This window comes from Streptomyces sp. WMMC940 (assembly GCF_027460265.1).
Taxonomy (GTDB): domain Bacteria; phylum Actinomycetota; class Actinomycetes; order Streptomycetales; family Streptomycetaceae; genus Streptomyces.
Genome location: NZ_JAPZBC010000001.1, coordinates 6,794,442 through 6,813,987, shown reverse-complemented (window position 1 = coordinate 6,813,987; position 19,546 = coordinate 6,794,442). Strand labels below are relative to the sequence as shown.

The 19,546-nt window shown below is 73.0% G+C and carries 12 protein-coding genes and 1 pseudogene; 3 read left to right on the top strand and 10 right to left on the bottom strand.

Annotated elements, in window-relative coordinates:
* Positions 1-23: 23 nt before the first annotated feature.
* The 9 genes and pseudogenes from O7595_RS30105 to O7595_RS30065 all read right to left on the bottom strand — a co-directional run bounded on the left by O7595_RS30105 (position 24) and on the right by O7595_RS30065 (position 13,517).
* Positions 24-1,322 (bottom strand): MFS transporter, encoded by a 1,299-nt coding sequence (locus O7595_RS30105; RefSeq protein WP_269731725.1) that lies wholly within the window; start codon positions 1,320-1,322, stop codon positions 24-26.
* 63 nt (positions 1,323-1,385) lie between these two features.
* Entirely contained in the window at positions 1,386-2,501 is a 1,116-nt protein-coding gene (locus O7595_RS30100; RefSeq protein WP_269731724.1) for a winged helix DNA-binding domain-containing protein, read from the bottom strand.
* 379 nt (positions 2,502-2,880) lie between these two features.
* Positions 2,881-6,828, bottom strand: coding sequence for an amino acid adenylation domain-containing protein (locus O7595_RS30095; protein ID WP_269731723.1), 3,948 nt, complete (start codon positions 6,826-6,828; stop codon positions 2,881-2,883).
* Complete coding sequence (locus O7595_RS30090) at positions 6,825-8,057, bottom strand: cytochrome P450 (RefSeq protein WP_269731722.1); 1,233 nt, start codon at positions 8,055-8,057, stop codon at positions 6,825-6,827. Before O7595_RS30090 ends, O7595_RS30095 begins: the two co-directional genes overlap by 4 nt.
* A gap of 1 nt (position 8,058) precedes the next feature.
* Positions 8,059-8,283 (bottom strand): annotated as a pseudogene (locus tag O7595_RS30085) (MbtH family protein); the annotation flags it as partial.
* Positions 8,284-8,346: 63 nt separating this feature from the next.
* Positions 8,347-9,096 (bottom strand): thioesterase II family protein, encoded by a 750-nt coding sequence (locus O7595_RS30080; RefSeq protein ID WP_269731721.1) that lies wholly within the window; start codon positions 9,094-9,096, stop codon positions 8,347-8,349.
* Between the two features lie 3 nt (positions 9,097-9,099).
* Positions 9,100-10,932, bottom strand: coding sequence for a non-ribosomal peptide synthetase (locus O7595_RS30075; protein ID WP_269731720.1), 1,833 nt, complete (start codon positions 10,930-10,932; stop codon positions 9,100-9,102).
* Positions 10,929-12,440: an aldehyde dehydrogenase family protein gene (locus O7595_RS30070; protein WP_443071870.1), complete on the bottom strand. Its 1,512-nt coding sequence runs from the start codon at positions 12,438-12,440 to the stop codon at positions 10,929-10,931. Before O7595_RS30070 ends, O7595_RS30075 begins: the two co-directional genes overlap by 4 nt.
* Before the next feature lie 90 nt (positions 12,441-12,530).
* Positions 12,531-13,517 carry an AfsR/SARP family transcriptional regulator gene (locus O7595_RS30065; protein ID WP_269731718.1) on the bottom strand — a complete coding sequence of 329 codons (987 nt, stop codon included), beginning with the start codon at positions 13,515-13,517 and terminating at the stop codon, positions 12,531-12,533.
* Positions 13,518-13,773: 256 nt separating this feature from the next.
* Here O7595_RS30065 and O7595_RS30060 point away from each other — a divergent pair, with 256 nt between their 5' ends.
* The 3 genes from O7595_RS30060 (at position 13,774) to O7595_RS30050 (ending at position 17,475) form a co-directional block, all read left to right on the top strand.
* A complete protein-coding gene (locus O7595_RS30060) occupies positions 13,774-15,372 on the top strand; it encodes a tryptophan halogenase family protein (RefSeq protein WP_269731717.1) in 1,599 nt (532 codons plus the stop codon).
* A 185-nt stretch (positions 15,373-15,557) separates the two neighbouring features.
* Positions 15,558-16,199 (top strand): flavin reductase family protein, encoded by a 642-nt coding sequence (locus O7595_RS30055; RefSeq protein WP_269731716.1) that lies wholly within the window; start codon positions 15,558-15,560, stop codon positions 16,197-16,199.
* A complete protein-coding gene (locus O7595_RS30050) occupies positions 16,186-17,475 on the top strand; it encodes a cation:proton antiporter domain-containing protein (RefSeq protein WP_269731715.1) in 1,290 nt (429 codons plus the stop codon). The genes O7595_RS30055 and O7595_RS30050 overlap by 14 nt, the downstream gene beginning before the upstream one ends.
* Before the next feature lie 137 nt (positions 17,476-17,612).
* On the opposite strand, the gene O7595_RS30045 is transcribed toward O7595_RS30050, so the two are convergent.
* Entirely contained in the window at positions 17,613-19,397 is a 1,785-nt protein-coding gene (locus O7595_RS30045) for a sigma-54-dependent Fis family transcriptional regulator (RefSeq protein WP_269731714.1), read from the bottom strand.
* Between the last annotated feature and the right edge of the window lie 149 nt (positions 19,398-19,546).

The following is a 19,546-nucleotide window of genomic DNA, read 5'->3' as shown; positions in this document are numbered from 1 at the left end:
GGAGTCCTGGGGCGTGTTGCGCCCTAGGCGCGGATCTTGGTGTCGTCCCCGGCGGACGCGGCGGGCTCGGTTCCCGGGGTGTCCTGCGCCTCGGGGGCGTCGCCGCCCGGCATCTCCTTGATGGCGGCGACCGGGCCGCCGAGCAGTGTCAGACCGCCGATCGCGGTGATCGCTCCGGCGACGGCCAGGGCGCCGGTGAGGCCGAGCGCCTCGCCGAGCGCGCCGCCCACCAGGTAGCCGAGGGACAGGGCGCCGTAGACCGCCGAGAGGGCGGTGCCGCTGACACGGCCCATCTGCTCGTTGGGCGTGACGCCCTGGACCAGGCTGAGGACGTGGATGTCGAACATCGGGGACACGAAGCCGATGACGGCCTGGACCACGATCAGTCCGACGAAGCCGGCGACGGCGCCGCCGGTCGGGACCAGGATGTAGCCGGCGCCGAGGACGACCGCCGTCAGGACCAGGGTGCGGCCCAGGGTGAGCGCCTTGGAGACCTGCTCGGACAGCACCGCGCCGACGATCACGAAGACGGACATCACGGCGAAGGCCGCGCCCACCTGGCCGGGGCTCAGGTCGAGGACCTTGTAGGCGTACACGATCAGCAGCGCGTCGCCCATCGCGGCACCGAGGTTGACCACGACGTTGGCGGTGAACAGGCTGCGCAGGACGGGGGTTCCGAAGAGGGTCTTCAGGCCCTCCTTCATCTCGGCCTTGGCCGAGGCCTTCGTCTCCTCGACCCTGGCGCGGGTGTCGCGGTGCCGGATGAGGAGCAGGGCGACCAGCGAGACGAGGAAAGTCAGCGCGTCCGCGGTGATCGCGCGGGCGGCGCCGAGGAACTGGATCAGCGCGCCACCGGCGCCGGCGCCGACCGCTTCGGCGACGCTTCGGCTGATCTGGAGCTTGGTGTTGCCCTCGACGAGGTTCTCGGTGCCGATCAGCTGCGGCAGCCAGGACTGGTAGGAGACCTCGAAGAAGGCGGTCAGGATGCCGGTGGCGGCGGCCACGACGTAGACGTGCGTCATCGTGACGGAGTCGAGTGCGAAGGCCAGTGGGATGGTGCCCAGCGCCAGGAAGCGGCCGAGGTCTGCCACGATCATGACGGCGCGGCGCGAGACCCGGTCGGCGACGAGCCCGGCGACCGGAGCGAGCAGGAGGAACGGGAGGAAGCGCAGCGCGCCGAGCACGCCGACCTCGAACGCTCCCCCGTCGAGAAAGACGACCGCGAGGGTCGGCAGCGCGAGCAGCGAGATCTTGTCACCGAAGTTGCTGACGGTCTGCCCGAACCACAGGCGGTTGAAATCGGAATGCCGACCGAGTGCCATGTCGACGCCCTTTTCTGATCGGGGACGGAATTGTCGGACGGCATTGAAGGTAGGGACGCGCGGTTAGTGCCCGGTTACGAATCCGGGCGGTTGGAGACCGGGCGTAGAGAGCGTGTGAGAACCGTTGTAGAACCGTGCGAGATCGGCGCCCTCACGGGCGATCCCGGCCTCGATCTCCTCCGTCGCGGCCTCGTCCGCCGCCACCGCCTCCGGCGGTTCTCCGCCGGCGAAGGGCTCGACCACCGGCCCGCTGCCGTGCCTGCCCCCCGACCAGGTGCCCACCGCCCAGCCGTCGACCATGACGGTCGCGCGGATGATCCCGCCCCCCGGCCAGACGCGGCGCTCATGTGCGGCGGGCACCGACAGTTCCCTGCCCCGGTATCCGACAAGGTAGTTGTCGAAGGCCGGCAGCAGCCGCACATCGCCTCGGGGAATTTCCTCCGCGTTTTCCCGAGTAGGTTCTCCCGCGGCCGCCCAGGCTCTTTTGCACACGGTGGCGCGCAGCCCCGACCAGTGCGCGAAATCGGCCGCGTCCGAGGGTCCGTGTGCCAGCCGGTAGCGGCGGGCCAGTTCCCTCTCCGCGGCCTCCCCGGAGAAGGGCGGCGGGCCGTCCGACGGCAGCCAGTCGTCGAGGAGGACGAACGTCGCCTCGCCGTCGCGCTGGGGCCCGTGGCAGATGAGCCCGGACAGCGCGGCGCGCCGGATGAGGTGGAACGCGGACTGGCCTTCGGATGCGACGCCCAGGGTGGCGAGGCGTTCGGTGAGTTCGGCCCGGGTGAGCGGTCCTTCGCCGTCGACGGCGTTCACGATCAGCCGGGACGCACGGTCGCACAGGGGCTCGTCCAGGCCGAGTTCCCGCAGCCGGCGGGCGCCGAGGGCCAGGTGGACGGGCCCGAGCAGTCCGAGCAGCCAGCGGGCGTCGGCGGCCGGGACGAGCTGGAGCGTCCCACGCATGAACCAGCCCCGTACGGCGGTCCGTTCGGAGTCGGTGGCGCGCCGTACGTCCTCGGCGGTCAGGCCGCCGACGCGGGCGCGCAGGCCGAGAGCGGCGGCGCCGAGGTCCTGTGCCTGGACGGCCACGACCCGCTCCAGGGCGCCGGCGACCGTCTTCTCACGGGCCCGGCCCCCGATCGCCTGTGCGTGTGCTCTGAGCAGCCGGTCGGCGGTTCGTCGTTCCACAGTTCCTCAGTCTTTCACCGGAATGGTCCGTGCGGCCGCCGGACACCGTCCGCGGCCGCATCTGTTTCACCGGCCACCGCGCAGGCGGCCGCTCTGGTGCCCGCCTTCCGCCGTGCCCCGGCCGGCCGTGCGGGCGTTCGCACCGCCCTCGCCCCCGCACGACCGCCGGGCCCCGCGCCGGGAGCCCGAGGGGATCGGCGGCGCAGGGCCTGACGAGAGCGTGGCGGCGACGGCGCCCTGGTGGTGGTCGGCGACGGACCGCTGGAGCGGCCGCCCGGTCCCGCTCGCCACGGTCCGACCCACCTCACCTCCCCCGCCGGTCGCTCCCGAGTGGCGGGCGCCGGGAGCGACCGGCGGCGGCTGCCGCCCCGGCGGCCCTTCAGTGCCTGCGGCGGAGCACCGCGTAGTAACCGGGGAGCAGCAGCGCCTCGGAGTCCGACTCGGGGTCGACGGCGTGCAGCCGCACCGCCTGGTCGTGCACGATCTCCCAGTCGTCCGCCGGGAAGGCGGCGGCGAGTTCGGGCCGGGTGAAGCGGTGGGAGTGCCGTACGCCGGCCGCCTCCAGCGGGCCCACCAGGTCCTCGGCCCGGCCGCGCTTTCCGCCGACGAAGCCGAGGTAGCCGAAGGAGTTGCTGGAGTAGTCGGGTTCGTGGACGATCAGCACTCCGTCGCGCCCGAGCAGCCTGCCCGCGACGGACGCGAGCCGGGCCCGCGCAGCGTCGTCGAGGACGTGGAAGACGCCACGGACGAAGATGTTGTAGGGGCCTTCGCCCAGGGCAGCCGCCTGCGCCGCGTCGGTCATGTCGACGGCGAAGTGGTCGACGTTGGCCACCCCCGCCTCCCGCGCCTCCCGGACGGCGTGCTCGATGGCGCTGGAGGACACGTCCACCCCTACGACGCGCGGGTAGCGCGCGGCGAGTTCACGGCTGTAGCGGCCGTTGCCGCAGCCGAGGTCGACGACCGGCATGTCGTCCCGGAAGTGCCGCTTGGCCTGGTCGAGCAGCCAGGTGAACTCCTCGCCGCTGTCGGCGTCCCAGATGACGTCGCCGCCGCGGCCGGTGCGCTCGATGCCCGCCCAGTAGCGTTCCCAGGCGTCCCCGGTGTCCCGTTCCCCGACGGCCCCTGCCTCGGTCGTGTCCTCGCCGGGTGGCGGTGAGTGGCGCTCCCAGGCGTCCTCCTCCCCCAGTGACTCGATGAGGGCGACGAACTCCTCGAACATGCCCTCGATCAGACCGTCCGGGTACACCGCGGGGAGGTGGTCCCAATTGAAGGTGAGGCCGCCCGCCTTCTCGAAGACCTGGAAGTCCAGCGAGACCTGGGGGGTCTGGGAGATGCCGTAGACGGGCACGCCGAGCTCGTTCTGCTCGTAGTGGGGCGGGTGGCCGGCGAGGCTGGTCATCACCACGGGCATGGCCGGGGCGAGGGTGCCGCGGAGCCGGGTCAGTTCCCGCAGCACCTGGACGCCGCTGAAGTAGCGGTGCTCCAGGTCCGCCCACAGGCGCCGCTGGACGGCCTGCGCGCGGCCGGCGAAGGTGGTGGCCTCCTGCTCGACGGCGAGCAGCAGGGTCGTCGTGGTGTCCGCGAGCAGCGAGTTGACCTGCGGGTGCAGCGGAAGCCGGTTGAAGAGCGGGAAGTTGACGGTGAACCTGGCCTGCCCGCAGGCCCTGCCGAGGATCTCCGCATAGGCGGCGGCGAGCACTCCGGACGCGGTGATCTTGCGGTCGCCGGCATGGTCCTGGATGCGGTTCCACAGGTCGGCGGGGACGACGTGGCTGAGCCGTTCGAAGCGGACCGGCAGTTCCGGGGCGTCCGCCGGGCGCTCGGGGAGCTCCGGCGCGGGCGGCAGTCCGGCGAGGCGGTCCCGCCAGTACCACTCGGAGCGGCGGTAGAGCTCGCTGTCCCGCAGGGAGTCCCCGACGGCCAGCACGTAGTCGCGGAACGTCAGCTCCAGCGGCGGGAGTTGGGCTGTCGGGTCGGCGTAGTACGCGACGAGGTCCGGCACGAGGACCTGGAAGTAGCTCCAGGCGTCGGCGACGAGGAAGTCGAGGCAGAGGTGGATCCGGGCGCGGCCGCCGCCGAGCAGGCTGATCCGCACGTCGAACAGGGGCCAGCTGTCGGCGTCGAGGACCTGGTGGGACAGCCGGTCCCGCAGGACGGCGAGCTCCGCCTCGCGGGCGTCCGGGTCCAGCGTGCCGAGATCGGTGACGGGGATGTCGTAGTCGGGGACCTCCTCGTACACCTGCTGGGTGCCGTCGGGGAGGATGCGGGTGCGCAGGGCGTCATGGCGGTCGACGAGGAGGCGCCATGCGGTCTCGAAGCGGGGTACGTCGAGGCGCTCGCTCTCCCACTCGAAGTAGCCGTGGCAGCCGACGTTGCCGAGGTCGACGAGCCCGCCGCGGCCGATCCACAGTGCCTGCTGGCTCTCGGTCAGCGGGAAGGGCGCGAAGCGGCCGGCCGGGTCGGGCACGATGGCGGGCAGTCCGCCGAAGCCGTCCCGTCCGCCCTCGCGCCGGGTCGTGACGATCTCGCCCAGTTCGGCGACGGTCGGGCGGGAGGACAGGTCGGACAGGCTCAGCTCGACGCCGTAGCGCCGGCGGATCTCGTCGATCAGCTGGAAGGCGAGCAGCGAGTGGCCGCCGAGGTCGAAGAAGTTGTCGTGGATGCCGACGACCTCGGTGCGGAACGCCCCGGCCCACAGCCGGACGAGCCCGTCCTCGACCTCGTTGCGCGGGGGCTCGTATCCGGTGCCGACGCCGTCGTGGGGCTCGGGCGGTTCGGGGAGGGCGCGCCGGTCGACCTTGCCGTTGGCCAGGCGGGGCAGGGCGGGCAGGACGACGACCGCGGACGGCACCATGTAGTAGGGCAGGGTGCGGGCCACGGCGGCCCGGATCCCCGCGGGGCCCGGGTCCGTGCCGGGCTCCGCGGCGACGTACGCCACCAGCCGCCGGTCGTCGGCGGCGCGTTCGTGGACCACCACGACGGCCTCGGAGACACCGTCGCCCCGGGCCACATGGGTCTCGACCTCGCCGAGTTCGACCCGGAAGCCGCGGATCTTCACCTGGGCGTCGGAGCGGCCGAGGAGTTCGACGGCGCCGTCCTCGCGGCGGCGCGCCAGGTCCCCGGTGTCGTACAGCACCGGGTGCGGATCGCCGTCGACGGCGACGCCCGTGCGGAACTTCGCCGCGGTGAGATCGGGGCGGCCGTGGTAGCCGGCGGCCACGCCGGCGCCGGAGACGTGGAGCCGCCCCACCTCTCCGTCGGGGACCGGCCGGTCGTGTTCGTCCAGCAGGTGCACCCGCATGTTGGCGATGGGCACGCCGACCGGGACCTGACGGGTCGTGCGGATCGCCTCGGGGGTGGCCTGGCTGGTGAAGTCGACGCCCGCGCCGAGATCGAGGCAGGTCAGGACGTTGGTGGTCTCGGTGGTTCCGTATGTCATCACGACCCGGAACGGCGTGTCGGTGGGCGGCCAGGAGTGCACGCGCTCCGCCGTCGTCACCAGGACACGCAGCGCGGTGTCCGCCGGCCAGTCGAGCGCCCAGACGGGCTCGGCGAGCGCGGCGACCAGCATGGTGTGGGTGATGCGCTCGGCGGCGAGCCAGTCGCGGATCTGCTCCGGCGTCTGCGCCCGGCCCCCCTCGGGGATGTGGACGGCGGCGCCGAGGGGCAGATAGGGCAGCCACTCCATGATCTGCACGGCGAAGCCCGGTGTCGACATCCAGGACGCCCGGTCACCGGGGCGCACCCCGTAGGCACGGGCGGTCCAGTGCACCAGGTTGGTGAGTGCGCCGTGCCGCTCCAGAACGGCCTTGGGGGTGCCGGTGGACCCGGAGGTGTAGATGAGGTGGCTGACGGTGTCGGGGCCGGTGGCCACGCCGACCGGGGTGCCGGGCCGGTCGAGACCGGCGGTGGCCACCTCGGCGCGGGCCACGTCCTCGGGCAGCCGCGCGGCGATCTCGGGGGGCGTGAGCACCAGCAGGGGCCCCGCGTCGTCGATCATCGCGGTGAGCCGCTCGTCGGGGTTGACCGGATCGAGCGCCACTATCGCGGAGCCCGTCTTCAGGATCCCGAGGGATCCGATGACGTGGTCGGCCCCGCGCGGATAGCACAGTCCGATCCGTTCACCGGGTCCGGCGCCCCGCGCGACCAGGGCGTGCGCCAGCCGGTTGGTGGCGGTCTCCAGCTCCTCGAACGTCCAGACCCGGCCGCCGTGCACCAGGGCGGGGGCCGCAGGGGTACGGGCGGCCTGCGCGGCCAGGAGTTCCGGGTAGCCGGTGCGGGGGAAGTCCGTGTCGGTGCGGTTGAAGTCGGTCAGTGCGGTGGTCACAGCGCGGCCCTTTCTCGGGGTGCGGGGACTCGGCTGCGCAGCAGCCGCACCGGGAGGCTCCTGATGCCCCAGGTGAAGTTGGACGAGTTGAAGAGCGCGGGTCCGGTCAGTTCGAACCCGTCGAGCCTGCCGAGCATCTCGGTGAGCAGGGCGCCGAGTTCGAAGCGGGCGAGCCGGGCCCCGAGGCAGAGGTGGCGTCCGTGGCCGAAGGCGACGTGCCGGTTCGGCCGCCTGTCGACGCGGAAGGCGTGCGGGTCGGTGAAGACGTCCTCGTCGCGGTTGGCGGAGACGTTCCACAGCGTGACCCGGTCGCCGGCGGCGATGGGCGTCCCATTGACCTCGGTGTCGCGCAGGGCGGTGCGCAAGGCGTGCACACCCGGTGTGGTCCAGCGCAGGATCTCCTCGACGGCGGGCGCGATCCCGGCGGGCCCCAGGCTCCGCAGCAGCTCCCACTGTTCCGGCAGTTGCGCGAACATGTGCACCGCGCCGGCGGCCGAGTAGCGCGTGGTCTCGTTGGCACCGGAGAGCACGCCGTTGCAGTTGAAGACGATCTCCTCGTCGCTGAGGGGCCGTGCGGTTCCGTCGCCCTCGTCGACGAGGGTGTCGTGGGCGATCTGGCTCACCAGGTCGTCGCCGGGGCGGGCCCGCCGCTCGGCAAGCAGTTCCATGAAGTAGAGGAAGATCTCCGAGTGGGCGTTGCTGCGCACGGACTCGTCCGGGGAGTCGAACGCGTCGGTGGTGAGCGCCCCGATCCACGCCCAGTCGGCGCGGGGGATGCCCATCATGGCGCAGACCACCCTGTTGGGGAGCTGCTTGGCCAGGTCGATGAAGTCCAGCTCGTCCAGTTCGGCCGCCTCGGCGACGAGTTCGGCGACGACACGGGTGACGAGGGCTTCCAGCCGTGGCATCTGCTGGGGCGCGAACGCCTGGTAGAGGGCCCGCTTGAGCCGGGTGTGGTGGGGCGCGTCGGACACGATCAGCATGCGCTGGGTGACGGCGGTGACGGCTGCGGGGTCGCTGCCGAGCCGCATCCCCAGGGCGGAGCTGAACGTGTCGCTGTCGGCGTACACCCGCACGATGTCGCGGTGCTTGCTGAGCACCCAGAAGCCCTCGTCCCCACGGCCGGGCCCGGGGTGCCGGTGGACGGGGTCGTTGGCGCGCAGCCAGGTGAAGACGGGCCAGAACTCGTTGCGGCCGAAGGGCTCCGGATCGAGCAGGTCGATGTGCATCTCAGGCTCCTTCGCCCGCGCCGGCGGCGGCGCGGTGGGCGGCGGTCGCTTCGCGCACGCAGCGGGGGCGGGTGTCGGTCCAGTGCGCGTCCACATGGGCCACGCACTCGTCCTCGCTGCCGCTGAACCCGACCGGTGTCCAGCCGTCGGGCACCTCGCGCGCCGAAGGGTAAAGGGCGTACTGCTCCTCGTCGTTGACGAGGACCTGATGGGTCGTGGGCACGGCGTCCTCCGGGCTCGGGGCGGTGCTGCGGGAAGGGGACCGCCCTGTCGGCGGGTCATCCGCCGGTCAGGCGGGGGTGGCGGCCGCGGTCGTGTCGTCCCGCAGCAGTGAGGCGAGGTGTTCCAGGACCGCCGCGGGGCGGCGCAGCACGGCGTGGTGGCCGCCCTCGACACGGTGCACCCGGAAGCCGGCCGTGGTGACGGCGGCCCAGCCGGCCAGGTCCCCGACGGGGACGGTCTCGTCGCCGGCCGCGCTCCAGGCGTGCACCGGCACGCGCAGCGGGTCGCCGGGCGTGTGGGTGTAACTCAGCGACAGCACGGCGTCCCTGCGGAGCATCGCGACCATCACGGCCCGGGTGTCCTCGTCGAGGAACGCCGGATCGAGCCCGGCCGTGTCGAAGAGCTTGTCCAGTTCCTCCTCGTCCTCGACGATGCCCCGCCCGGCGCCGTCCCAGTGCCCGGGCGCGCGGCAGGCGCTGACCACCAGGACGTCGGGCGTCACCCGGCGGGCGACCTCGTAGCCGAGGAGTCCGCCGAAGCTGTGGCCGAAGACGACCAGCCGGCGGCCACCGGCGACGATCGGGCGCAGCTCTGCGGTGATCGCCTCGACGGCCTCTCCGAAGGTCTCCGGCATCGGGTCGCGCCAGCGGTTCTCACGGCCGGGCAGTTGCACGCCGTGGACCTGGGCGACACCGGCCAGGGCCTTGGCCCAGGCGCGGAACTGCTGGCAGCCGGCCCCTGCCTGCGGTAGGCAGAGCAGTGCGGGGAGGGCCGCGTCGTCCGGGCCGGTGGGCCAGGTGGAGATCCAGCTTCCCATGGTTCAGGCCCCCTCGGCGGTGCGCAGCGCGGTGTCCGGTGCCCCTGACTCGGCGGCGAGGCGGTCGAGTTCGGCGGCGACGTCCGCGACGGTCGGTCGGGAGAGCAGCGTCCCGAGCGTGAGGCGCAGCCCGGTGGTCCGCCGCAGCTCGGCGACGACGCGGGCCGCGGCGAGCGAGTGCCCGCCCAGTTCGAAGAAGTCGGCGTCCGGTCCGGGGACCTCGCGCTCCAGGGCCTCGCCCCAGACCGCCATGACTTCGCGCTCCCGCGCGTTGGCGTTGCCCGCCCCCTCCTCCCGTGCGGGCTCCGCGAGACGGCGGGCGAGTTCGCCGCGGTCGGCCTTGCCCGTGGTCAGGGTGGGGATGCGGTCGACGACCCGGACCGTCGCGGGCACCGCGGCCTCCGGCAGCAGCTTGGCGCAGTGCCCGGTCACGGACTCCGCCAGTGCGCCTTCCGCGCCGGGGGCCGCGACGACCGCGAGCCCCAGCGTCCGGCCCGAGCCGAGGACACAGGCGGCGGCGGCGACGACCTCGGGGAGCTCGGCGGCGACCCGCTCGACCTCGCCCAGTTCGATGCGGTGGCCGCGGACCTTCACCTGGTCGTCGCGCCGGCCGCGGTACTCCAGTTCGCCGCCGGGCCGGCGGACCACGAGGTCCCCGGTGCGGTACATCCGCGCGCCGCCGCCCTGGAACGGGTCGGGCAGGAACCGGGCCGCGGTGAGCCCCGGCCGGTTGCGGTAGCCGCGGGCCACGGCGGGTCCGCCGAGGTAGAGCTCGCCCTCGACGCCCTCGGCGACCGGGATCAGGTCGTCGTCGAGCACGTAGGCGCGGTAGTCGGGCAACGGCCGTCCGATGGTGCTCACATCGTCACCCCGCTCGCTGTCGGCCCAGGTGGCCGCGATGGTCACCTCCGTCGGCCCGTACACGTTGAGCAGCCGCCGGCCTCGCGAGAAGCGTTCGGCCAGTGCGGCCGGGCACTGCTCGCCGGCTACCACGACGACCTCGGCCCCGCTCAGCGCGCCGCCGTGGGCCGCGAGCAGCGACGGGGTGAGGGAGGCGGTCCGCAGTCCTGCGGGGATCGGCTCGCGGCCGGCGTCGGCGGCCCGGCGCAGCCCTTCCAGGGACAGGTCCACCAGGGCGACGCCCTGGCCGTGCACGAGGTAGAGCAGGGTGCACCACAGCCAGCCGTCGAAGGCGGGCGAGACGGCGTTCAGGCCCAGACCGGCGGGCTGCGGACCGAGCCCGGCGAGGGCTCGCACAAAGGTGTCGAGGCCGCGGTAGGTGACCTCGACGCCCTTGGGACGCCCGGTGGTACCCGAGGTGTAGATGACGTACGCGCAGGTGTCCGGTCCCGGATCGACCACGTCGAGCGAGCCGGTCGCGGAGCTCACCCGGCAGGCGGGGCCGGCCGGGTCCAGGGTGCGGACGTCGGCGACGTCAAGCCCGGCGGGCACCTCGGGGGTGACGAGGACGGAGACGCCGGCGTCGCCCAGTACGGACGCCAGCCGCTCCACGGGGTGCCCGGGATCGAGCGGCACGGCCGTGGCACCCAGGCTCCACACGGCGAGCAGCGCGGGCACGCTGTCCCGGGACCGCCCGAGGAGCAGGCCCACGGCCGTCTCTGGACCGGCGCCGGCGGCGGACAGTCCGGCGGCCATCGCCGCGGTGCGTGCGGCGAGCCCGGCATGGCTCAGCGCGCCGTCCCCGGCGCTGACGGCCGGGTCGTCGGGTCGTTCGCGGGTCCAGCGCTCCAGCGCCGCGAACAGGGGCGGGAGAGCGGAGTCCGGCCGGGCGTGTGCGGGCCGGACCGCCGGCGCGGCGGCGGGGTGGGCGGTCATCCGTCGTTCCTCTCCTGGCCGGGGTCGCCGGCCGGCACGGCGGCGCGCAGACGCGGACCGACCACCTGGTCGCCGGACGCCTGGGGCAGCTGCATCGACTTGGTCTCGAGGAATGCCTCCAGTCCGGCGGCGCCGCACTCGCGGCCGACGCCGGACTGCTTGAACCCGCCGAACGGGGCGGCGGGGTTGAACGAGCCGCCGTTGACGTCGACGAGGCCGGTACGGAACCGGCGTGCCACCCGCTCGGCCCGGGTGTCGTCGCCCGACCAGACAGCGCCGTGCAGCCCGTAGCGCGTCCCGTTGACGATGCGTACGGCCTGGTCCTCGTCGTCGTAGGGGATGACGCACAGCACCGGCCCGAAGATCTCCTCCTGCCCGATGGTGGTCAGCGGGTCGACGTCGGCGAAGATCGTGGGACGGACGTAGTAGCCGGTGTCCAGCCCTTCGGGCCGGCCGGCGCCGCCGTGGACCAGCCGGGCGCCGCCCTCCGTCTCGCCGCGGCGTATGTACTCGCCCACGCGGGCGTGCGCGGCGGCGGACACCAGCGGGCCCAGGTCCGTGGCGGGGTCGCGGGGGTCGCCGGTCACATAGCCGTCCATGATCCGGCCGGCGAGTTCCACCGCTTCGTCCTGGCGCTCCCGGGGCACCAGCAGCCGGCTCCACTGCAGGCACGTCTGGCCGGTGTTGAAGAGCACCTGGTCGACCGTGGCGCCGACGGCGGTCCCCAGATCGGCGTCGTCCAGGACGAGGCTGGCGTTCTTGCCGCCGAGCTCCAGGTGGATCCGCTTGACACCGTCGGCGCCCAGGGCCGACACCCGGCGCCCGGCACGGGTGGACCCGGTCAGCGACACCACGTCGACGAGCGGATGGGCGACGAGCGCGGTGCCGAGGGTGTCGCCGGTTCCCACCGCCGTGTTCACCACACCGGGCGGCAGATCGGCCTCGGCGAACACCTCGGCGAGGAGCCGGGCGTGCAGCGGTGTGAGCTCGCTGGGCTTGTGGACGACGGTGCAGCCGGCCGCGAGGGCCGGCAGCAGCTTCTGCACCGTGAGCAGCAGCGGTACGTTCCACGGCGTGATGCAGACGGCGACACCGGCGGGCTCGCGGACCACCAGCGAGTGGCCCACCCGCTCCTCGAAGCCGTAGGAGGCGGCGGTCTCGACGCAGTGCGCGGCCATGCCCACGGCCAGCCCGACCTGGGTCTGCAGCGCCATGCGGGTGGGGGCGCCCACCTCGGCGGTGATGACCCGGGCGAAGTCCTCGGCGCGGCGCTCCAGTCCCTCCACCACGCGGCGAAGCAGTGCGGCCCGCTCGCGCACGGGCGTGGCGGCCCAGCCGGGGAAGGCCCCGGCGGCGGCACGCACGGCGAGGTCGGCGTCGCGAGGGGTGCCGGCGGGCACGGTGGCGAGCGGCTGCTCGGTGCCGGGGTCGGTGACGACCAGGCGGCTCTCGGCGTCGGAGGCCGTCCAGCGGCCGCCGATCCACTGGTCGTCGTAGCGGGGTGGCAGGGCGGGTGCGGACGGCTCGGCCGTCGGTGCGGCGGAGTCCTGCGGCACGGTCAGCACGGTCACGGTGGATTCCTCACTGGGTTCGCTCGGTCACTGGGTTCGTGCGGGCGGGACGAGTCCCGGAGCAGCTGTGGGCGGCCGGGGCCCGGCCCGGAGGCCGGCCGTGGGGGTGGCAAGACCCAGGGCGGCTGTCCGGGCGTCGGGCCGGGTCCGCCGTACGGCACGCGGGTGGAGTCCGGAGAGCCCCGCGGCGGTCACCGGGACGGTGCGCGGCGGGGTGGCGGCGGCCCGGGCGGGCAGCATCGCGTGGAGCAGCCGGTCGGTCTCCCGGGACGGCGCCACCGCCAGGTCGTCCCGCAGCCGGCGCGCGCACAGCTCGTACCAGCGGCGCACGCAGGCGTGTTCGCCGCGCACCCCGTGCGCCGTCATCAGCGCCCGGTAGGTCTCCTCGTGGTGCCGGTCGATGCCCAGGGTGCGGCGGCAGACCTCGATGAGGTCCGGGAAGTCCTCGCGCTCGGCGGCGTCGGCGCGCAGCACGTCCAGGGCTCGCAGGGCCAGCGACCGCAGGTACTCGCGGTGTTCGGCGACCCAGTCGGCGCGCTCGCCGCGCAGGAACTCGCCCGCGTACAGCGCGACGGCGGACCGCAGCGGTTCGCGGGCGAGGGCCCGGTCGCCGGACGCGGCGGTCCGCAGCCCGGCGTGGGCGAGCTCCTGGAAGCGGTCCACGTCCGACCAGAGGTCGGCGATGTCGAGGGCGTAGCCGAAGTCGCGGTAGTGCAGCCGGATTCCGGACTCGCCGGAACCGTCGGGGTGGGCGTCGAGGACCCGTCGCAGTGCGTGCGCGGCGACCTTCAGCGAACTGTCGCCGGCGGCCCCGTCGGAGCCGGGCCACAGTGCCTCGTACAGCCGGTCGCGGGTGAGGGTCTGACCTCGGTGGATCACGAGGTACTGGAAGAGCCCCCGGGACTTTCCGGCCCGCCAGCGCCGCACCGGGGCGCCGTTCACGGTCAACTCGAAGTCACCCAGGAAGCGGATGCGTACCGCATGCCGTGCAATTCCGGTCACCGCGGTGGTCATCGCTTCCTCCTGAGGTCCGCCGCATGCCGTTCTGCCTGCGGCGATTCTGTTCCCGGGGTCTACATCCGGCCTATACCGGCCGGATAGCGCCTCTGTAGTTCCGTCATAGAGCGGCCGCGCACGCTGAGGCTCCGACGGTCCCGGCCGGCGCCGGAGGTTCAGGTCCTGCCCGGTCGGTCGTGCCGCGTCCGGCCCGTCTCTGCGCCGGCTCCCAGCGCCCGACCGCGATTCCCGACTCAGAAATGAGGGCTGCTCCATGACCAGCACCGACACCCGACTGAAGAAGGTCGTCATCCTGGGCGGCGGCACGGCCGGCTGGATGACAGCCGCGTATCTCGGCAAGGCTCTCCAGGGAACGGTCGACATCACGGTGCTGGAGGCGCCGACGATTCCGCGGATCGGGGTCGGCGAGGCGACCGTGCCCAACCTGCAGCGCGCGTTCTTCGACTACCTCGGCATCCCCGAGGACGAGTGGATGCGGGAGTGCAACGCCAGCTTCAAGATGGCCGTGCGGTTCGTGAACTGGCGGACCGAGGGCCGGGGGGAGTCGACGGCCAGGACGCTTCCGGACGGGCGGCCCGACCACTTCTACCACCCGTTCGGGCTGCTGCCCGACTACGACCAGACGCCGCTGTCGCACTACTGGTTCAAACGCAAGTACGAGGGCCGCACGACGGAGCCGTTCGACTACGCGTGCTTCCGCGAGCCCCCGATCATGGACGCGATGAAGGCGCCGCGCTGGCTCGACGGGCGCTCGGCCACCCGCTACGCCTGGCACTTCGACGCCCAGCTCGTAGCCGACTTCCTGCGCCGCTTCGCCGTCGAGAAGCAGAGCGTCCGGCACGTCGAGGACGAGATGACCGAGGTGGTCCAGGACGAGCGGGGCTACGTCACCTCGCTGCGGACGAAGAGCGGCAAGGACCTGGACGCCGACCTCTTCGTGGACTGCTCCGGCTTCCGAGGGCTGCTCATCAACAAGGCGATGGCCGAGCCGTTCATCGACATGAGCGACCACCTGCTGTGCGACAGCGCGGTCGCCACCGCCGTGCCGCACGACGACGAGGCCGGCGGCGTGGAGCCCTACACCTCGGCGATCGCGATGTCCTCGGGCTGGGCCTGGAAGATCCCCATGCTGGGCCGCTTCGGCACCGGTTACGTGTACTCCGGCAAGTTCACCGACCAGGACGAGGCGACGGCCGAGTTCGCCGCGATGTGGGGGCTGGACCCGGAGAAGACGGCCTTCAACCACATCAGGTTCCGGGTGGGGCGCAACCGCCGGGCCTGGGTGAAGAACGTCGTCAGCATCGGGCTGTCCTCGTGCTTCCTGGAGCCCCTGGAGTCGACGGGCATCTACTTCATCACCGCGGCCATCTACCAGCTGGCCAAGCACTTCCCGGACACGACCTTCAACGAGGGTCTGGTCGACGCCTTCAACCGCGAGATCGAGGTGATGTTCGACGACACCCGCGACTTCATCCAGGCGCACTTCTTCTACGCCCCGCGCAACGACACGCCGTTCTGGCAGGCCAACAAGAAGCTGACGCTCCCCGACAACATCCAGCAGAAGATCTCGGCGTACCGCGCCGGCCTGCCCATCAACTCCCCCATCACCGACGAGTCGACGTACTACGGCAACTTCGAGGCCGAGTTCCGCAACTTCTGGACCAACGGCAGCTACTACTGCATCTTCGCCGGCCTGGGCCTGGAGCCGGACGCCCCGCTCCCTGCCCTGGCCTACAAGCCCGAGTCCGTGGCCGGGGCGGAGCCGCTCTTCGAGACGGTCAAGCGCCAGCAGCAGAACCTGCTGGAGACGCTGCCGAGCGCCTACGAGTACCTGAAGCGACTCCACTCGTAGGCCGATCGGGGGCGCGGACTCCACCCCCCGGTCCCCGCCCTCGACACCTCCCAGGCTCCGCAAGCACTCCGGCTCGGATCCGGGCCGGTCCAGGACCCGGTCCACCGCCGTTCCCACGGCCCGGCGCCCGGCGCAGTCCGCCGGACGCCGGGCCGTACTGCTTCGTCACCCACAGGGAGTCAGACATGCCCACCTTCCCATCTCGTCCGGACATACCGGACGGAGACCCAGTCGAGGGGACACCGGCGGCGGAGGATCCCGTCGTCCTCCACGAGGCGGACCTCCGGCCCTTCATGGCCGCCTTCCCCTCGGGCGTCTCCGTCGTCACCACCCTCGATGCCGACGGTCTGCCCCGCGGCCTGACGTGCAGTTCGCTGGCGAGCGTCGCGCTGGCCCCGCCCACCCTGGTGGTGTGCATCCGGACGGCGAGCCCGACCCTGGAAGCGCTGCTCGCGCAAGGGCAGTTCGCGCTCAACCTGCTGCACGAGAGGGCCCGGGGCACATCTGACCTGTTCGCCTCCGGCGACCCGGCCCGCTTCGAACGCACCGAGTGGCGTCTGCCGCTGGGGGCGAGCGGTCCGCACCTGACCGCGTCCGCCCACGCCGTCGCCGACTGCGCGGTCGTGAAGACCGCGGCCTTCGGCGACCACACGGCGGTCTTCGCCGAGGCCCGCCGGGTCACCGTGCGCCCGTCGGCGCAGCCGCTGCTGTACGGGCTGCGCCGCTACGCCGAGTGGTCCGCCGCCGCGGCGGCGCCCCCGCCGGCCGCCTCCCCCCGCCCGCCTCACGTCGTACCGCCCGGAGGAGCCGCCCGTGTCCGCGGCTGAGATCATGCCCGCGGTGCTCGTCGCGGTACCGGCCGCGATCCTCGCGTGCCAGGCCGGCGCCGCGCTGCTGCGCAGGTTCGGCCAGCCTCCCGTGATCGGCGAGATCGCCATGGGCATCCTCCTCGGCCCGTCGCTGCTCGGCTGGCTGTGGCCCGAGGCGCAGACCTGGCTCTTCCCGGAGCCGGTCCTGCCGTACACCTCGGTACTCGGCCAGATCGGCCTGCTGGGCTTCATGTTCCTTGTCGGGCTGGAGCTGGACCTCGGTACGCTGCGCGGCAGTTCACGGACGGCGGTCGCGGTCAGCCAGGCGGGCATCCTGGTGCCGCTAGGCCTGGGCGCGCTGCTGGCCTTCCCGCTGTTCGGCCGACTGGCCCCGGACGGGGTCGGGTTCTTGCCCTTCGCCCTGTTCGTGGCGGTGGCGATGAGCGTCACGGCGTTCCCGGTGCTGGCCCGGATCCTGGTCGACCGGGGGCTGTACGGAACTCCGCTCGGCGCGCTCGCGATGGCGTGCGCGGCGGTGGACGACGTGGCCGCGTGGTGCCTGCTGGCGCTCGTGGTGGCGCTCACCGCGGCCGGGTCGCCGTTCGACGCCGTGTCGGCGGCCGGGCTCACGGTCGCCTTCGGTGCCGCGATGCTGCTGGTGGTCCGGCCCCTGCTCTCCCGGTGGGCGGCGCGGGGGCGTGCGGACCGGGCCAACGACGGGGTGGTCCTGGTCCTGCTGTTCAGCGGTCTGTGCCTGTCCGCACTGGCCACGGACCTGATCGGGGTGCACACGCTGTTCGGCGCCTTCCTGTTCGGCGTCGCCGCGCCGCGCGGCCACCGGCGTATCGAGGCGTCGGCAGCCCGGCTGCGCGCCGTGGTGGTGCCCGTCCTGCTGCCGCTGTTCTTCGTGCACACCGGGCTGAGCACGGAGATCGGGGTTCTGGCGGCCGACCCCGCGCAGTGGCTCTGGGCCGGCGCGCTGCTCGCGGTGGCGGTGCTCGGCAAGTGGGGAGGAGCCGCGGCCGCCGCCCGCCTGTGCGGGCGGTCCTGGCGGGAGGCCACGGCGATCGGGGCACTGATGAACTGCCGGGGCCTGACGGAGCTGGTGGTGCTGACCATCGGCCTCGAACTCGGCGTCATCGGGCCGGACCTCTTCACCATGCTGGTCCTGGTGGCCCTGATCACCACGGCGGTCACGGCCCCGGTCGTCAGCCGCCTTCAGCGCGGGAGACAGCAGGCGCCGGCTCAGCCGGCGGCGACACCGACGGCCGAGGCGGCCGCGCCGTCGGGCTGAGCGGCGCCTTCCGCCCACGGCCGCCCGGCCGTGCACAGCTCCTGCCGGTGAGCGACTGCTCACCGGCAGGACGCCACGATCCCACCCGGCGGTCGGGTCAGGTCGGGCCCTGTCGGGTTCGGTCGGGTCAGGTTCGGTCAGGTCAGGTTCGACGGGACGATCCCGTAACGGCGCATCTTGCGGTACATCGTGGCGCGGGAGATACCCAGGTCCTGGGCGGTGCGCCGGACGTTGGAGTCGCGGTCCATCAACCCGCGCAGGATGGCGTCGCGTTCCAGCGTCTCGATGGTGGTCAGGACCTTGTGCGAGGACACCCGGCACTCCGGGGGGAGGTCCTCCGCGTGGATCACCGGTCCCGCGGGCCGCCGAGCCAGCCCGCGCACCACCGACTCGAACTGCCGGACGTTCTCGGGCCAGGGGCATCGCTGGAGCACGGTCAGGGCCTCCGGGGAGAACCTGCTCTCAGCGCTCGGCCGGTACCTGCGCAGGAAGAAGCGTGCCAATTGCTCGATGTCCCCGTGGCGATGGCGCAGGGGCGGCACCTCCACCAGGGCATCGCAGAGCCCGCCGAGCCGGTCGTCGGCGCAGGCCGTCGAGGGTTGGCCGGTCAGGACCAGTTGCCCGGTGGCGGTTCCGTCCAGGTGGGCCAGCAGGTTCCCCAGCCGCTCCCGCAACCGGTCGCCCAGCAGGTGGGCGTCGCGCAGGACCAGTACGTTGGACGGCACGGCGAGCAGTTCTCCGACGTCGTGCAGCCAGCGCTCGGTGACGGCAGGCGAGTCGGACGGCGGCGGCTGCGCCGTCTCCAGCCGGCGTCCGCCGCCGTGGGCCCGGTGCAGGGCCTCGACCAGCATCCTCTTGCCGACGCCGGCCTCGCCCAGGAGGTGCAGCGACGTCCCGGCGACGAACGCAGCCCGGCTGTCGGCGACGGCGCGCAGCCACTGCGGGGACGACCCCACCAGTCCCGGGTCGGGCCGGGCAGGTGCGGCGAAAGCCGCGGGTCCCGGCTGCGGGCGTCCGATCAGCCGGACTCTGAGGACGGCGCCCGCGTCGCTGTCCTCGCGCCGGCAGCGGCTGACCCTGAGTTCGGCGACCCGTCCGGAGGGCAGGGCGATGCTGCGCGTCCCCTCTGACCGGGGGGTGTCGGCGATCTCGCGGGCATGGTCGAGCAACGCGTAGTGGTCCGGCCCGGTCACAGCTGCACTGAGCTGCTCGTTCATCATGACGACATCGCGGTTGAGGGCCAGTACCGGCTCTGGGCGCACCGAGGAGCAGGCCGCCATGTAGTCGTGGAACAGGGCCCGTTCCCGCCGCGAGGTGATCGCCGCGATCTCTCCCTCGATCTGGGCCGCGACCGAGCGGGCGAAGGCCATCAGCATTCCGCCGGAGCCCTGACGGACGGTGGTGAGGTTGAAGGCCCCCAGCAGCGTGCGCCGCGTGGGATGCAGGATCGGTACGGCGGCGCAGTGGAAGTCCCGCAACGCCTCGACGTAGTGCTCCACTCCGGCGATCATGACGGGACGGCCGCTGGCCAGCGCGGTCCCGATGCCGTTGGTGCCCACATAGCGCTCGGCGAACACATGGCCCGGGGCCAGCTGCACGCGGTTGAGATTCGTCGTCAGCCCCTCATGGGACACCTTCCGGGAGAGCACCACACCGTTCCGGTCGGTGATCATCGTGGCCACCGGATCGTCGGCGAGCTGCTCGTGCAGCCTGTCCAGGATCGGCTGAGCCGCCCTGGCGAGGGGGCTGTCGAGGTTGGGGGCGTCCAGATAGGGAGCGTCGAGGCTGCCCGACTTCACCCGGTGCTCCATCGAGCGCTGCCACGAGGCCACCACGAGCGGACGGGCGCTGGGATCCCTGGTGACTTCCAGATAGAGCTCCCTGGCGGCCTGCAGCGAGCTTCCGGGCTGGTGGCGGGGCATTGACACTCCCGTATCGCGCGCGTCACAAATCCTTCACTGCAGCGATTGGACCAGCTCGGCGGCGCGGCGCCCACGCCGTGTATCAGATTGAGACATCCGCGAGCGATTTCTGAGACATCGGCCCATGAGCGGCGGCCTGTGTAATCGGC

Bases quoted from the DNA above. Each gene is read 5' to 3' on its own strand.
- O7595_RS30105 (WP_269731725.1), bottom strand. From the start codon at position 1,322: ATGGCACTCGGTCGGCATTCCGATTTCAACCGCCTGTGGTTCGGGCAG.
- O7595_RS30090 (WP_269731722.1), bottom strand. From the start codon at position 8,057: ATGCACATCGACCTGCTCGATCCGGAGCCCTTCGGCCGCAACGAGTTC.
- O7595_RS30080 (WP_269731721.1), bottom strand. From the start codon at position 9,096: ATGGGAAGCTGGATCTCCACCTGGCCCACCGGCCCGGACGACGCGGCC.
- O7595_RS30075 (WP_269731720.1), bottom strand. From the start codon at position 10,932: ATGACCGCCCACCCCGCCGCCGCGCCGGCGGTCCGGCCCGCACACGCC.
- O7595_RS30065 (WP_269731718.1), bottom strand. From the start codon at position 13,517: ATGACCACCGCGGTGACCGGAATTGCACGGCATGCGGTACGCATCCGC.
- O7595_RS30060 (WP_269731717.1), top strand. From the start codon at position 13,774: ATGACCAGCACCGACACCCGACTGAAGAAGGTCGTCATCCTGGGCGGC.
- O7595_RS30055 (WP_269731716.1), top strand. From the start codon at position 15,558: ATGCCCACCTTCCCATCTCGTCCGGACATACCGGACGGAGACCCAGTC.
- O7595_RS30045 (WP_269731714.1), bottom strand. From the start codon at position 19,397: ATGCCCCGCCACCAGCCCGGAAGCTCGCTGCAGGCCGCCAGGGAGCTC.